The sequence below is a fragment of the Klebsiella sp. 2019SCSN059 genome (assembly GCF_021739525.1).
Taxonomy (GTDB): Bacteria; Pseudomonadota; Gammaproteobacteria; order Enterobacterales; family Enterobacteriaceae; genus Klebsiella; species Klebsiella quasipneumoniae.
Genome location: NZ_JAKKOM010000027.1, coordinates 60602 through 75499 on the forward strand (window position 1 = coordinate 60602; position 14898 = coordinate 75499).

At 45.7% G+C, this 14898-nt stretch carries 13 protein-coding genes; 5 read left to right on the top strand and 8 right to left on the bottom strand.

What is annotated here, in order from left to right; all coding sequences use genetic code 11:
• Positions 1 to 8: 8 nt before the first annotated feature.
• The 7 genes from L2I46_RS22220 to L2I46_RS22250 all read right to left on the bottom strand — a co-directional run bounded on the left by L2I46_RS22220 (position 9) and on the right by L2I46_RS22250 (position 3550).
• Positions 9 to 545 carry a hypothetical protein gene (locus L2I46_RS22220; RefSeq protein WP_017901041.1) on the bottom strand — a complete coding sequence of 179 codons (537 nt, stop codon included), beginning with the start codon at positions 543 to 545 and terminating at the stop codon, positions 9 to 11.
• Positions 546 to 609: 64 nt separating this feature from the next.
• Positions 610 to 1011 carry a hypothetical protein gene (locus tag L2I46_RS22225; protein WP_024266211.1) on the bottom strand — a complete coding sequence of 134 codons (402 nt, stop codon included), beginning with the start codon at positions 1009 to 1011 and terminating at the stop codon, positions 610 to 612.
• Complete coding sequence (locus L2I46_RS22230; RefSeq protein ID WP_062878101.1) at positions 983 to 1291, bottom strand: hypothetical protein; 309 nt, start codon at positions 1289 to 1291, stop codon at positions 983 to 985. The genes L2I46_RS22225 and L2I46_RS22230 overlap by 29 nt, the downstream gene beginning before the upstream one ends.
• A 58-nt stretch (positions 1292 to 1349) precedes the next feature.
• Positions 1350 to 1790, bottom strand: a complete 441-nt coding sequence (locus tag L2I46_RS22235; protein ID WP_017901043.1) for a hypothetical protein — start codon at positions 1788 to 1790, stop codon at positions 1350 to 1352.
• A gap of 390 nt (positions 1791 to 2180) precedes the next feature.
• The gene (locus L2I46_RS22240; protein WP_017901044.1) at positions 2181 to 2450 is read right to left on the bottom strand and encodes a hypothetical protein; all 270 of its coding nucleotides are present in this window, start codon (positions 2448 to 2450) and stop codon (positions 2181 to 2183) included.
• Positions 2443 to 3162, bottom strand: a complete 720-nt coding sequence (locus L2I46_RS22245) for a hypothetical protein (protein WP_017901045.1) — start codon at positions 3160 to 3162, stop codon at positions 2443 to 2445. The genes L2I46_RS22240 and L2I46_RS22245 overlap by 8 nt, the downstream gene beginning before the upstream one ends.
• Before the next feature lie 34 nt (positions 3163 to 3196).
• Positions 3197 to 3550, bottom strand: coding sequence for a hypothetical protein (locus tag L2I46_RS22250; protein ID WP_017901046.1), 354 nt, complete (start codon positions 3548 to 3550; stop codon positions 3197 to 3199).
• A gap of 391 nt (positions 3551 to 3941) precedes the next feature.
• On the opposite strand from L2I46_RS22250, the gene L2I46_RS22255 reads away from it, so the two are divergent.
• The 5 genes from L2I46_RS22255 (at position 3942) to L2I46_RS22275 (ending at position 12967) form a co-directional block, all read left to right on the top strand.
• A complete protein-coding gene (locus L2I46_RS22255; RefSeq protein WP_024266206.1) occupies positions 3942 to 4523 on the top strand; it encodes a hypothetical protein in 582 nt (193 codons plus the stop codon).
• A gap of 136 nt (positions 4524 to 4659) precedes the next feature.
• Positions 4660 to 5337 (top strand): PIN domain-containing protein, encoded by a 678-nt coding sequence (locus L2I46_RS22260; RefSeq protein WP_009652509.1) that lies wholly within the window; start codon positions 4660 to 4662, stop codon positions 5335 to 5337.
• Positions 5338 to 5481: 144 nt separating this feature from the next.
• Positions 5482 to 7887 carry an Ig-like domain-containing protein gene (locus L2I46_RS22265; protein ID WP_017901048.1) on the top strand — a complete coding sequence of 802 codons (2406 nt, stop codon included), beginning with the start codon at positions 5482 to 5484 and terminating at the stop codon, positions 7885 to 7887.
• A gap of 133 nt (positions 7888 to 8020) precedes the next feature.
• Positions 8021 to 10426, top strand: coding sequence for an Ig-like domain-containing protein (locus L2I46_RS22270; RefSeq protein ID WP_017901049.1), 2406 nt, complete (start codon positions 8021 to 8023; stop codon positions 10424 to 10426).
• Between the two features lie 138 nt (positions 10427 to 10564).
• Entirely contained in the window at positions 10565 to 12967 is a 2403-nt protein-coding gene (locus L2I46_RS22275; RefSeq protein WP_024266204.1) for an Ig-like domain-containing protein, read from the top strand.
• Positions 12968 to 13276: 309 nt separating this feature from the next.
• Here L2I46_RS22275 and L2I46_RS22280 read toward each other — a convergent pair whose 3' ends face one another.
• Complete coding sequence (locus L2I46_RS22280) at positions 13277 to 14302, bottom strand: hypothetical protein (RefSeq protein WP_017901050.1); 1026 nt, start codon at positions 14300 to 14302, stop codon at positions 13277 to 13279.
• Positions 14303 to 14898 lie beyond the last annotated feature (596 nt).

The window sequence follows — 14898 nt, forward strand, 5'->3', positions numbered from 1 at the left end:
GGGGGTTATTACTCGTAAAAATAGGAAAGAGCCTGTACCTGTTCTTCTCTTTCATGTTTTAAACGTTGCCGTTGTGCTGAAACTTCTTCACAAGTGCTGCCGAGATGTCGGGCATAACTGATGCTAATAGGCATACCAGCGATGGCAGCAGTGATTGGTCCATTAGCACAAGGTGAAGAACTGATGATGTCAATAATCTCCTGTTTGGTCGCAGCTCGGTCTTTATCTTCAATATCGTTAGGTTTGCTGATTTGCCTTAACGCATCCTGCTGCACTTTCCTTTCTGCTTCTGACTGCTCCTCCCTCTTACATTTATCTGCAATTTCATTGGCCTGCCCGATATCAATCGGCCCGTTTTCGAGGGCTTTATTAATGGGGTTATATGCACAAGGCGTATTGTTTATAATTTTCGCCAGACTCTCTTTTGTGGCAATGGAATATGCAAACTGGAAAGTGTTAACATCATACTTCCCGGAAACTATAAAAATACCACAAACAACAATAATTAAAGCTATTACTACCAAGAAGTTCTGTTTAATTTCCATGTTATGCCTGCTTATAAAGCATTTATTGATATGTGAATTTAAAACAAAGAAATGATTGTAAATATTATTGCCACTCATCTTTTTCAACGTACTTTAATGCTTGTTTTTGCTCATTTAATGCTTCTCTTTGCTCATTTATAACTTCGCTTCTTAATATGTTTCTCTGACATTGGATGGCAATAGAATTTGCTCTGACGATACTTATCGGATTTTGCTCTATGGCTCTGGAGATAGGTTCTAAAGCGCATGGGGTAGCTTCAATGATATCAATTAACTCTTGTTTCGTTGCGGGCTCATCTGTTTTTGAAAGTTCTTTTGCAAGAAAGTATGCGACAAGCAAACTTAATATTATAATAAATGATGTGTATATATAATGCGCTGAATGACTGGATGAGTTGCTGATGATTTTCATTCTCATATAACTGCCTCTGTCATAACTATTCTTTGAAAGTTCTAATGTTTTCATACACCATTATTTTGCCATCTGAATATGTTCTCAGCCTGATATTCATTTGCCCATGTTCTGCTTTCACTGCCTCAAGAGGAGAAAGGTTCGCCTGAAAAATCCTATTTCCTTCATCAAAATCCGGAAGGGTATAGAAAACAATCCTGTATAGTACATTTCCATACACCATCTCTGTTTTAACCACTTTAGCGGTAGCCCATGAGGACTTTGATGTTCCCAAATCACAGCCAGACAGACACAGGGAAAGTGATAACGCCATGAATATTAATAATTTATTCACAAACAGCCTCTTGAGTCGTTTAAAATAGGTGATAAGAAAGTTACTTTCATGAAATCAGCTATGAACTGAGTTTTGATGTTAGTCCTGCATGTTTCAGATTTTCATTGCGTTGGTGGTACAATAACCATTCGGTGGTGTAATCGTCGTAACTGTATTTTGGAATGTTTTCAATCACTCCGTTGCAATTAACCTTGTTTGTCGGTTCGTCAAAAAGACCATTGTTAATGTTAGTTTCAAGTAGCTGGCACTCATTAAGCCAGCGCTCTCCCATCTTAATATCATCCAATGATAATGAACTTCGGTTAACGACAATGAACATGACAAAACCAGCCAGGATTAATGTAATTCCTGATATGATAAGCCCGCCATTAGCCGTTGATTTTATTTTTAGCATTGAAGTGATTTTATGGGACAATAAAAAAGCAATGCCCAAAGCGACAAAACCCATAGCAAGGTATAAAAGCCAGCCTACATTTTTACCGTCCATATAGATATTCATAATCGCCCCCGGCGACATCATTTAATAAGAAGAATGTCATATTCTGATTGTCTGGATTGATAGCCCGGTTGAAAAGTTACTTTTCGGTCCAGAGCCACAAGATTTGACCAGATGTGGAACAGCGCTAAAGCTGTCCCTCGGTTCCAGCGATGCAGTAAATGGTAATAAAAAAATTCACTGCACCAGCTGCCTTGCAGAGTAAAAGAAATCGGTAACGCCGAACGCTGTATTGAACAGAATCAGTTTTATGGATGAGAATAATCATACCGCTGATACTTAAAAAGCATAACGTCAGAATGAAGCACAGGGCTCCAAAAAATGGGTAAAGCATAACAGCTTACTCCATATGAAAAGAACAGCCCTGATATTTCATTTTATCAGCTGGAGTCTCTACCCCCCTGAATTTCCTTCCTTTCCTTCCTGGGGAATCATTTTAACCCAACCTTTCCCGGTAACGTGATGGATCAAACCTTTCTTTCGTAGAGCCTGTAGTCGCCTGTCGAGTATACGAGCAGGCTCTTTTTTATTGTCATTAAGAATTTCCACGCAAAGCGTGTATATTTCCGGAAAATATATATCCACGAATGCTTTTGGATGTTTACCCACCTTTTCCAGAATCTTTGAATCAACAGCCTCGTATAGAGCTGGCGTGTTATTCATTCTCCCCCCTGTCGATATCCAGTAATTTAAACGTGACAACCCAAACGAGCGGGTTAGAAGCCCAGCTTCCAGCTTCATAAATCTTATCCCACAGGCTCTGGAAAGAGCTACGGTACAGTTCATTCATTTCGACGTAGTGATCGATATCGTCAGACCAGTACTGAAAGAATGCATCGGGTATACCGTAATTTCGGGCAACGACAACCTGGTCCCACACTTCAGTGAGAACCCCCTCCGCATAGGCATCGGTTTCAGAGATATCGCAGAGTTTCTCAAGGCGCGTATCGCAGACTTCGAGAAGATACCGGCTAGCCCATCGAGGCATACTTACCGGCGTTGCCCACGCAGGCACGCCTTGTGATGTCAGGCGTTTTGTAGGGAACATCCGGCACGGGTAATCGCTGGTCAGTTCCTGGTACTCGTTATCAACGCGGTACCGTACACCGGTCTGAACTCTTAGCGGGGACTCCTGTACTTGCTGCCACTCGGTCCTTGCTGTTTCTCTGATCCAAATCCGGTCGCCGGGCTGACCATAAGGGCATTTTAGGACTGGTATTGCAGGTCCAGAAGTTACTCTGGAGGTGATATTTTCTGAAAAAGCATCACGACCTTTCAGTGCCCGGCGGAACTGGGTTTTTTGGCCGTTCTGTAGGCCACTAATTTCTTCAGGAGAAAAGGTCAGGGGTGTGATTTTGGGGGTAGAACGAAGCATTCAGGCTCCTTTAATCAAAGAGGTCAGGTGGACGTCAGGTACGCGCTCTCCAGACGTTGAAATACACATATCCCATCCCGATGAGCAAAGGCGCGTAAACCATCTGATACTCAATGAAACTGGCCCTGATATACCTGGCATTGATATAGAGCTGGATGAGCGTAAGAATGGTAAAAACAAGATGGTGTGAGATGATGGACAAAACCAGAAACCGTAAATTTTTATATTGTGGCCGCAGGGTAAATAAGCGAACCGCAATACCCATAGTGACGATGACCAGAAAAATGGGCTGCGAATGAGGGAAAAGAACAATCTGACCACAAGCAATGATTGTGAAATAGACGACCGCCAGAATATTAAACTTTTTCGTCAGATGAGTTGAATGCATAGACATCCCGCTAGAATAAACTGGAAGTTAAGCTGAATTTTCAGAAGCTACCGCCATTCCCTTTAACCAGACAGGGCACTGGTTTACTTCTGACCTAATAATACTGGTCATAATCTAACATAGAGAATTTTGATTTTTTCCGGCTAAAAGGTACTTTTCGGCCGTGGAGTATTTTTTTATCGTTCGTCGATAAGCTTTTTTCTGAATGCTTCCTGATACATCATCTCGTCGGTTAGCTGATCGAGGAGTCTGTTGGTAATGAAACTGTCATCATGGCTGTGAATGAGCCTCCCTCTCCTTCTGTGTCGTTTTCTTCTTGCTGCGCGTACTGTTTTCACATTTCCCGCTCTGAATACTGGCGTCATTTGAACTTCTCCGATGGATTAGTTATTTGACGATATCAAAATATATCGCTCCTGGAAGACCCTATTTTTTCTATCGCATTTTTTTTCGTTTAGGCTTTTTTTCGTCCTGTTATTCAGGAATTTCTGATGCCGATTTTGATATAACTGGATTATTGGCGTCAGGCCTGTTCATACGAAAAACGGAACCTTTGATGAGCTCCAAAAATGTGGTCATTAGCGCGAAGCATCCGGTTGCCGGGTACCTGTACCTGGAAATGATCCCGGATAGCGAGGTGGGGTTTTCAGATATCTATCAGATAACAGACAGTCTTTCTCGTGCAGACGTTCTGCCCTGTGACTGGCGAGAGCTTAAACGGCAGTGGGGTAAGGACTTTCTGGGCCATGGCTCATGGGATGTGTACTACATAAAACAGCATGTGAACCGGATTAACTGGTTTGGCAATGACAGCATTAAAAACATTGAGATCAGGCACAGCCTGTCCATAAAAGAGCTTATTGACTGGGTTTCAGATCCCAGCCGTTGGATAGATATAGCCGTCGAGGTGGATGATACCAGTGGCTCCAGACCAATGGCCGTAGCCATGGTGAATCAGGAGCTGGACGTTTAGTCAGGATTTGCCCTTTAAAAAGTCACTTTTACTGGGTGCAGGTAATGTACGTAGGCATAAAAGTTACTTTTGGCCTGCATGTGGTGTAGTCGATTTGGTTGATATTTGGTTCAACCTTTTTTTTCGGGAGAGAGTAATGCGAAGTCCCAAAACCAGAATTGCCCTGATTGATTATGAAAATATCGGAAGCCTTGAGGGAGTTTCCCTTCATGACTTTGACAAAGTGCTTTTCTTCACGGGCGCTAAACAGGAAAACATTAAAATTCCTGTTACGTCCCTGAGCTCTGCAATTTCTTTACGCATTATTCCGGCGACTGAGGTATCCAAAAACAATGTTGATTTCCATCTGGTCCTGGAACTCGGACAACTGACCGCATTGGCCGGGGATACGTCACACTTCTCTGTTATCTCCCGTGACAAGGGCTATGACGGTATTATTGCCCGTCTGAAAGCAACAGGGATCAGCTGTACAAGGATCTCTCCAGCCCTGCCCGTTCCGCAACCGGTTAAAGACAAGGCTTCAACAATGAAAGTGATGAAAGCCAAAGAGCATGACATGGGCTACTGGATTAACAGACTGAAGCTTTCCTGCGCATCCTCCCCTAAATCTCTCCCGGCCACACCAAAGGCCTTACAAAATTACCTTTCAAATTTGACGGGGCAAAAGACCTGTTCATTGCTGAACGAACGGATTAAGCAGGAGCTGATTAGTCTTGGTTTCATCTCGATTTACGAAAACACGCTGGTGTGGAATCGCTCATTACACTCGCCAGTCCAGAAGAGCAGGCGTGCTGTTCTCCAGCAGGTGAAATAAGCCGCTGGCCTGAAGTGCAGAATCATAAACATCCGTTTTTTTTCAACGGAGAAGGAAAGTAACTTTTAGGCATGTATCGCTCCATCAGTGGTTAAGAGCGACCCACAATGCGACCTTTTAACCATGCTTTAGACTGGTACTGATATGAAATTCAAATCCAAGCTTCTGGCGGCATTAATCCTCGGCACCCTTTCATTGCCCGGCCATTCCCGTGTTTATGAGTACACAATCAAAGATATCTACGGTGTGGAGAAATCCGTTAGCGCCGATTCAGCGAAGCTGAACACCACGGAAAAAATCCAGCTTAGCCTGATTTCAGGACTGGACAGAAAAATCCGGGTGACGGTGAAAAAAGGCGACGTGAATGTCTACAGCACGACGACAGAAAGCGTAAAAGTTGCCGACCGCATCAAATCATCATCAGATGAAGAGTTTTACGGGAAAGTGATAACCCTGCCCCCGTTAAGTGATGGGCTGTATACCATCACCTCGGAAATACTGAATACCCAGGATGCCCTTATTGATTCGACAACCCAGTCATTCCTGATTGATACGTCTGGCCCCACTGCCGATAACATGAGTATTGATCAGCGTCCGGGATATGACATGGTCCTTACCGGAAACCTCTGGGAGCTGGGGTTGGGGGCAGAAGCAAAACTCTATGTCACCGTCAAAAATGTGAAAGCGACTGCCGGTTTTGATAAAGCCACTATCCAGATCCTAAATCCTGATAATACCGTCTATTCCAAAATGGACATGGTTTACGACAGCGGTTCTGCATCGCTTTCTGTTCCGTGGACTAAGGGGAGCGCGGTTAAAGCCGACTGGATGCCGGTGTCCAATGCGGATACAGAATATCGCTTTCGTGTCACGCTATACGACAAGGCCGGTACCCGAAAAGTCCTGCCGGATCAGAAGTTCATCTTTGACTCGGATTTAGGCGAATACACGCTAGTCGCGGTGTATGACCCTACAACTGAAACCAGTGTTATACCTGGATTCAGTAAAGGCTATGTTGAATATAAATCGGGGATGACGGTCAATCTGAACCCCATTACATTTGTCTACCGTGTCCCTTCTACGAACCGCAGGGAGTACAGAAAAGGCGGGCTGGCCTTCGGGAACATAATTTCTGAGGCGAACGGCTACAGCTATGTGTCGGTCACGACCCCTTACCAGACGCTCTCTGTTATCCATAACGGTTATCAGTGGGGGGGAGCCAGTGTTACCTACAATATTAAAATGGGTGCAGATGCGCCGGTAAGCCCAACTACTCCTGACGTGTGGATTACCTCGGACAAGAAAAGCGCGGTAAGCTCATATGATTACCTCTGGAAAACATCCGATCTCCCGGTGACATTTCTTACTGCCCGCGTGAAAGCGTCGGCACGAAATTACATCCAAAAGGCTATGTCTAATACCGGCGATTTCTTATGTGACATTCCTGTCGGCGAACTGGAGTGTGAAGGGAAAATTGTAGGGAATATTCAAAAAAGTGGTAACGGCCATATGGGGTTTTTCTTCAAGATGACCAATGCCGATGGCTCCCTTTTCTCACAATATGCTGAAAGGCGGCAATACTGGAATGCTGACCAGTTACCCAGAATTACTGGCTATGATTACCAGGAAGACAAGAAAAAGGTTCTGCTATTTGTGAATCTGCCGGGGAACGGCAGTTTACGGTACAAATTGCAGCTTAAGTCTGCTGTTCTGATTAATGCAGATTCAAATGTGCAGGTGTTAACCGGTACCAATACAGCGATTGCTGGTGATGATTACACCTATACGTTTGATCTGGGAGCTCTCCCGGAAGGCAAATATAACCTTTCTTTCCTTGCCAAAGACACCTTCGATAATGAATCGTCATCCCCGTTCATTACGCTGGTGAACGACATGACTCCCCCGGACGTCATATTTAATTATGAAAATGCCCCGCTCGCTTCCGGTTCTACCGTGTACGGGCTGGAGAACATCGCGATCAGCCTGAATGATGCGCTGACAAAGCCTGTACTGGAACGTCTTGAGCTCAAAGGTGGCCCCGCATCTGATAGTGTGATCCTTGGCTTCAACCAGAATGCCGATGGCTCCTATACGCCAGATTATCCCCGTCTGTTCCCTACCCTTGACGAAAATACCGATAAATACACGCTGACGGCTTATGCAACGGATACCAAAGGGAACGCCACGCAGAAAAGCATTCAGTTCGCCTACTATCCGAAAAATCTCGTGACCCTGGAAAAACTCAAAACGCTGGGTGTGGTGAAGGCGCTGAAAACCAGCGACAACACACCGCTGGCCGTCATGCGTACCGGGCAGCTGAGGCGTAACGATGGCTCCCTGGTTCAGGGCGTACAAACGGCCAACATCACGCTCAGGACTGACGCTGATTATGCGATCAACATACTGGGTACTGTCATTCAGCCAGGCGAAACCAAAGAAATCCAGATAGACCTCGGCGCTGGTGTAAACGCCACGGTCCCAATTTTCCCGGCGACAAACGGCGCTACCGGGCAAAGCGATTTCATCATTGAGTTTCCGCAAATTAAATAGCGGCTCACGATTACCGGTCCCTGCTGGTGGCCGGTAATTTCTGGATAAACACGACACGGCGGATATGACGGCCGGGGAGAGAGAAAAGTAACTTTCTTCACTCTGATTTCAAGCCTGCTGGGAATGATTTGATATGAATACCAAAATAAAACTGCTGACAACGTTAATCCTCGCGACCCTCCCCTTTTCATCGTATTCGCGGGTCTACGAGTACACCATTAAGGATATCTATGGCGCTGAGAAATCAGTCAGTGCGGAAACCGGTATTCTTAACACTAACGAAAAAATTCAGCTAAGCCTGATTTCCGGCCTCGATCGCAAAGTACACGTATCTGTCAGGAAAGACGGTACAGAGGTCTACGGCACGACCACCGATAGCATTAAGGTAAGTGATCGAATTAAGGCCTCAACGGGCGAAGAGTTCTACGGGAAAATCATCACGCTTCCTCCCCTGAGTGATGGTCCCTATCAGGTCATCTCTGAAATACTTAACACACAGGATATTCAGGTCGACTCAACCACTCAGGATTTCACCATCGATAGTGTTGGGCCAACCTCAGACAATCTGAGCATTATTCAGAAACCAGGCTATGAAATGGTCACACAGGGAGACCGCTGGGAGCTCGGCCTCGGTGCTGAACAAAAATTATATGTGAACGTGAATAACGTTAAGGCCGCGACCGGTTTTGATAAAGCAACGCTACAGGTCATCAACCCGGACAACAGCGTCTATTCAATCACGGACATGGATTATGATGGTGGGTCCTCTTCCCTTTCGGCTCCCTGGACATTAGGTGAAAGGAAAAAGGCTTCCTGGATGCCGACATCGGATGCAGACGTTGAATTTCGTTTCAGGGTGACGCTTTATGACAAGGCAGGCTCACGTAAAGTGTTACCTGACCAGAAATTTGTTTTCGACAACCAGCTTGGTGAATTTACCCTATTTGCAATACGCGATCCCGAATCACAGACAAGCGTGGTGCCGGGGATCACCTCGGGATACGTAGCGTATAAAGCAGGTATGACGGTTAATCAAAATCCGATTACCCTCGTCTACCGGCTACCGACGAATAACGTCCGGAAATACAACAAAGCGGGTTTAAGTTTTGGCACCATCATCTCCGAAGCCAACGGCTACGTCTATGTGGCCGCAACAACGCCGTATAACATCAGATACGATATCCATAACGGGTACCAGTGGGGTGGCGCTGCTGCGACTTACAATCTGAAACTCGGGCCGGATACCCCTGAAAGTCCGGAAACGCCTTCCACCGTCTGGCTCACTACGGACAAAAAGGGTGAAATCAATTCCTTTAACTACTTGTGGAAGACAAGCGATCTGCCGGTGAAATTCATTTCAGCGAGAGTTCGTACCTCTGCGAGAAACTATCTCCAGAGAGCGTTTACAGGGAACCTGGAAATTTGTCAGATCCCGCCAGGCGAGACTGAGTGCAGCGGGCCGGTACCATGGACTATTGCCCAAAGTGGTAATGGTAGCGTGACCTATTCTTTTAGAATGTATAACGAGGACAAAACACTAGCCTCAATAAATGCGGAAAGGCGTAACCACTGGAACACCAATCTTCTTCCTAAAATCACCGGCTATGACTATCAGGAAGATAAGAAAAAAGTGCTGTTATTTGTTACGCAGCCCGGTAACGGCAACTTCAGGGACCAGCTCCAGCTCAAGTCTGCTGAACTGATTAATGCCGATACCGGCGTGCAGGTACTTAATGGAACCAAAATTGCGCTTTCGGGTGAAGATTACACCTATACGTTTGATCTGAGTAAGCTGGCGGAAGGACGATACAATTTAGGCTTCCTGGCAAAAGACACTTTCGAAAACGAGGCAACGTCGCCATTCATCACGCTGGTGCATGACATGACGCCTCCGGAAATCAGCTTTAACTACGAGAATGCCCCGCTCCCCTCCGGAACGACCGTCTATGGACTGGAGAATATCGCCGTTAACCTTAACGATGCGTTGACCAAACCAGTTCTTGACCGTCTGGAGCTCAAAGGGGGACCGGCATCTGACAGTGTTGTCCTCGGCTTTAACCAGAATGCTGACGGGAGCTACACACCAGATTACCCACGTCTGTTCCCGACTCTGGATGCGTCGACGGATAAATACACTCTCACGGCCTATGCTACAGATGCTAAAGGGAACACGTCCCAGAAAAGTATTCAGTTTGCCTACTATCCGAAAAATCTCGTGACCCTGGAAAAACTCAAAACGCTGGGTGTGGTGAAGGCGCTGAAAACAAGCGACAACACACCGCTGGCCGTCATGCGAACCGGTCAGCTGCGACGTAATGATGGTTCACTTGCCCAAGGCATCCAGACAGCCAATATCACGGTCCGAAGTGATGCTGAGTACGCCATCAACATTCTCGGTACGGTGATCCAACCTGGGGAAACAAAAGAAATTCAGCTCGACCTCGGAACCGGCGCAAATTCCACTGTACCGATTTTTCCGGCTGCTAACGGCTCTACAGGCCAAAGTAACTTCATCATCGAGTTCCCGCAACTTAACTAACTATCGACGGCCACCGCCTCTGTTACGTGGGGCTGGTGGCTTTTCTTGCCTCATGGCTCTGTTAAATGCATGCAATCAGAAAAAGAAAATCATTATCGCCATGGCATAACCTTCAATATTCTTCTGGAATAATTTGATATGAAATTGAAAATAAAATTACTGACTACGCTAATACTGACCGCCCTTTCTCTCCCCTCATATGCTCGTGTCTATGAGTATGCGATCACGGATATCTACGGAACGGATAAATCAGTCAGCGCGGATTCTGGTGTTCTGAATACGAACGAAAAAATTCAGGTAAAGCTGATATCAGGTCTCGATCGCAAAATTCAGGTAACGGTAAAGAAAGACAATGTTGGTGTATATAGCTTTACTACAGATAGCGTGACGGTCAATGACCGTATAAAGGCCTCTACAGGTGAAGAGTTTTACGGAAAAACGGTGACACTGCCGCCTTTGAGTGACGGGAGTTATGTCATAACCTCGGATATCCTGAATACACAAAACGCGGTTATCGACAGCACGACTCACAATTTTATTATTGATACTGCTGGCCCCTCATCCGATAACCTGAGCGTGGACCAAAAACCCGGATACGACATGGTGTTAACTGGTGATCGCTGGGAACTGGGCCAGGGGGCTGAAGCAAAACTCTACCTGAATGTGAATAATGTCAAAGCTGCAACCGGTTTTGATAAAGCGACTATCCAGGTGATCAAGCCTGACGATACGGTGTATTCCATCACTGATATGGTTTACGACAGTGGTTCAGCATCGCTATCTGTGCCGTGGACAAAAGGTAATTTTAGTCGTTCCGCCTGGATGCCTGTATCAAACGCTGATGTCGAATACCGCTTTCGTGTAACGCTCTATGATAAAGCGGGAAACCGTAAAGCATTGCCAGACCAGAGGTTTGTATTTGACTCGGATCTTGGTGAATACACACTGTTTGCCGTATATGACCCCACGTCTAAAACGAGCGTGGTTCCAGGCTTTAGTGAAGGTTACATAGCTTATAAGCCGGGAATGACTGTAAACCAGAACCCTTTGACACTCGTGTATCGGGTGCCATCGAATAACCGCAGGGAATACAATAAAGCTGGTTTGAAGTTTGGAACGATAATTTCCGAGGCTAATGGGTACAGCTATGTATCAGCGAAGACCGCCTATAAAGTCACTTACACTATCCATAATGGCTATCAATGGGGCGGCGGTTCACTCTCCTATGATATCAATTTGGGGAGTGAGGCTCCGGTCAGTCCGGCAGCACCTGAGGCCTGGTTAACATCAGACAAAAAAGGCGAAACGAATGCAGGCAGCTACCTTTGGAATACCAAAGATCTGCCCGTTAAATTCAGCTCTGTAAGGATAACGGCATCACCACGGAATTACGTTCAGCGTGCGATGAGTGGTAATACTGAGATTTGTCAGGTACCAGCTGGCGAAACTGAGTGTATCGGTGCGGTATCCTGGTCCATCCCAAAAACGGGGAACGGTATTACGACCTACTCCTTCAGATTGACTGATTTCGATAAAACGTTTTCATCAGTATCTATTGAAAAAAGGCACCACTGGAATACTGACCTGCTACCCAGAATTACTGGATACAGTTACCAGGAAGAAAACAAAAAGGTTCTTTTATTTGTAACGCAACCTGGACGCGGTAAATTCCGCGATCTGCTGCAACTAAAATCGGCTACCCTGATAGATTCTGATACTGGTGGACAGTTGTTATCTGGTGCCCAGACCGCCCTTTCTGGCGAGGATTACACATACAGTTTTGACCTGAGCAAACTGGCCGAAGGGAAATATAACCTGAGCTTTCTGGCAAAGGACACCTTTAGCAATGAAACATCGTCACCATTCATAAACCTGATTAACGACAAGACGCCTCCTGTGGTGAATTTCAACTATGAAAATGCGTCTCTGTCCTCTGGAGCCACCGTTTACGGGCTTGAGAACATCAGCATAACGTTAAATGATGCGTTAACCGCCCCCAGCCTTGTCCGGCTTGAGCTCAAAGGGGGACCGGCGTCTGACAGCGTTGTCTTAGGTTTTAACCAGAACTCGGACGGTAGTTATACCCCAGACTACCCTCGCCTCTTCCCCAGCCTGGATTCAGATACGGACAAATATACACTGACCGCTTTTGCTACCGATGCCAAAGGCAACACGACACAAAAAAGCATTCAGTTTGCCTATTACCCTAAAAATCTCGTGACCCTTGAGAAGCTGAAAACTTTAGGCGTGGTGAAAGCGCTCAAAACCAGCGATAACACACCGCTGGCCGTCATGCGTACGGGCCAGCTGCGTCGTAACGATGGCTCACTGGCGCAGGGCGTACAAACAGCAAATATCACGGTCAGGAAGGATGCCGATTATGCGATTAACATTCTGGGGAACGTGATCCAGCCTGGGGAGACGAAAGAAATTCAGATAGACCTTGGGAACGGGGAAAACTCAACCGTCCCAATTTTTACAGCGGAAAACGGCTCTACCGGCGAAAGCAACTTCATTATCGAATTTCCGCAAATTCAGTAATTAAGTTATCACTAAGTAAGCCCTGATTAGGTTAACACCTGATTAGGGCCTTAGCCCTGGAGTCACCATCGTTTTCCTACCACCGACCTACCCCACCAAAGAAAGTAACTTTCTAGATTCGTTAATCGTCACTTCAGGACGATAGATACCAGCTTTGCTGGGAGGTTTCCAGAAATGATCAACGTCGTTTTCGACATGATCAGATCCGTTTTTGCTGTTTATTACTCCCCTCCCCCAGTTTAAAGGGGGTGGAGGCTTTTTTTGGACGGAAAACGGCCCTGATTATTCGTGAGTAGGCCGGGCGCAGCCCTAACCAGCAAGGCTTAAACCACGCATGGCAGATTCATACATACGAATGAGCTTTATACACAAAGCTTTAATCTGATTGTATGTATTGTCATTAGCTGGAACAGAATTGAGTACATAATCAAGTAAAACGCATTCTTTCTCATAGATGACGACATAGAACGTATCGGAGTAACTTCCTCGTTCCAGGCTGAACTTATACGTCATTTCTTTAACTTGAAAATCAAACTTCCTTCCTGTCATCTTCAAAACGGACTTTGTATTTTGGTCAATGTAATCATTTTCATGATGAAAAAAACCATCCAGCGAAACTATGTTTTTGTAACTGTCATATCCGTAGTTGTTGAAGGTACGAAAGTAAGCTGGAGACATTCTAAAATTCGTTTTTTTACCGTCCCAACTGATCCAGCGGCTATATATATTTTTATTGGTTAATAATCCCTTTATGGCGTTGATTAATCCAGTATCCATCCCATGTTTTGATTTAATCATCGAACGTAGATGACTTTTAAGTATTGCAAGGTTAATTTCGGCAATGAAGGCTTTTGAATCGGTCACGTCATACACCTTGTTTTCAATGACTTCATTGTGGTCAACGAAAACTAACCCCATGCATTTCCCTTTTGAACTTGTCCATTTGAAATCAACTCGCTGGGAACCTATGAGGTCATCATGTGAAATCATGACGTTATGAGGTGCGAAAATTTTACTCGGTGCTTGAATCTGGCCTTTATTAAACATTGGGCTCACATGAATGAAGCCGTCAGTGGCTAGGATACTATGTGCGATATCTTTAATAGCTTCATTAAGATAGCTTTCTTCACATATCTCTATAGTTTTATCATCAGCCACGCTGTGTTTAAAAAAATGCTGTTGTTTGAAGTCTCCAATTTCAACTTCTTTTTGATAATCAATGCGACGTCCGCATTGAGTGCAATAGTAATCAATGTCAGATGTTAGCCGGGCATGATAGGTGTCATATAACATGCCATTTTTGTCTTTAGCAAACAGCAAATATAATTCTCCCATATCCTACCTGTTCAGTTGATTTACGAATAAAAAATTACTCAATCCAGATCTGCCACCTTTCCCAATCTTATCAGCATGAATAAATTTTTTTCTCTACTAACAACCTAATTTATATGGGCGTAAATCAAAAACCATTCATCAGGTGTCACAGACCGGTCATAGCGTTACTGCGAACAAGGGGGTTGTTTTGCCCTGCCGGGTTGTCATGAAGCCGATGGGCGTCAAGGGGCCGGACTGCGAACAAGGGGGTTGTTTTGTCCTGCCGGGTTGTCATGAAACCGCTGGGCGTCAAGGGGCTGGTCTGCGAACAAGGGGGTTGTTTTACCCTGCCGGGGTATCAGGACGCCGATGGACGCCAAGTGGCCGGACTGCGAACAAGGGGGTTGTTTTACCCTGCCGGGGTATCAGGACGCCGATGGACGCCAAGTGGCCGGACTGCGAACAAGGGGGTTGTTTTACCCTTCCGGGGTATCATGACGCCGATGGACGCCAAGTGGCCGGACTGCGAACAAGGGGGTTGTTTTACCCTGCCGGGGTATCAGGACGCCGATGGACGCCAAGTGGCCGGACTGCGAACAAGGGGGTTGTTTTACCCT

Excerpts from the sequence above, each read along its gene's own strand:
- L2I46_RS22235 (WP_017901043.1), bottom strand. The coding sequence starts at position 1,790 with ATGAATATCTATATGGACGGTAAAAATGTAGGCTGGCTTTTATACCTT.
- L2I46_RS22240 (WP_017901044.1), bottom strand. The coding sequence starts at position 2,450 with ATGAATAACACGCCAGCTCTATACGAGGCTGTTGATTCAAAGATTCTG.
- L2I46_RS22265 (WP_017901048.1), top strand. The coding sequence starts at position 5,482 with ATGAAATTCAAATCCAAGCTTCTGGCGGCATTAATCCTCGGCACCCTT.
- L2I46_RS22260 (WP_009652509.1), top strand. The coding sequence starts at position 4,660 with ATGCGAAGTCCCAAAACCAGAATTGCCCTGATTGATTATGAAAATATC.
- L2I46_RS22275 (WP_024266204.1), top strand. The coding sequence starts at position 10,565 with ATGAAATTGAAAATAAAATTACTGACTACGCTAATACTGACCGCCCTT.
- L2I46_RS22270 (WP_017901049.1), top strand. The coding sequence starts at position 8,021 with ATGAATACCAAAATAAAACTGCTGACAACGTTAATCCTCGCGACCCTC.
- L2I46_RS22245 (WP_017901045.1), bottom strand. The coding sequence starts at position 3,162 with ATGCTTCGTTCTACCCCCAAAATCACACCCCTGACCTTTTCTCCTGAA.
- L2I46_RS22250 (WP_017901046.1), bottom strand. The coding sequence starts at position 3,550 with ATGCATTCAACTCATCTGACGAAAAAGTTTAATATTCTGGCGGTCGTC.
- L2I46_RS22280 (WP_017901050.1), bottom strand. The coding sequence starts at position 14,302 with ATGGGAGAATTATATTTGCTGTTTGCTAAAGACAAAAATGGCATGTTA.
- L2I46_RS22225 (WP_024266211.1), bottom strand. The coding sequence starts at position 1,011 with ATGAAAACATTAGAACTTTCAAAGAATAGTTATGACAGAGGCAGTTAT.
- L2I46_RS22220 (WP_017901041.1), bottom strand. The coding sequence starts at position 545 with ATGGAAATTAAACAGAACTTCTTGGTAGTAATAGCTTTAATTATTGTT.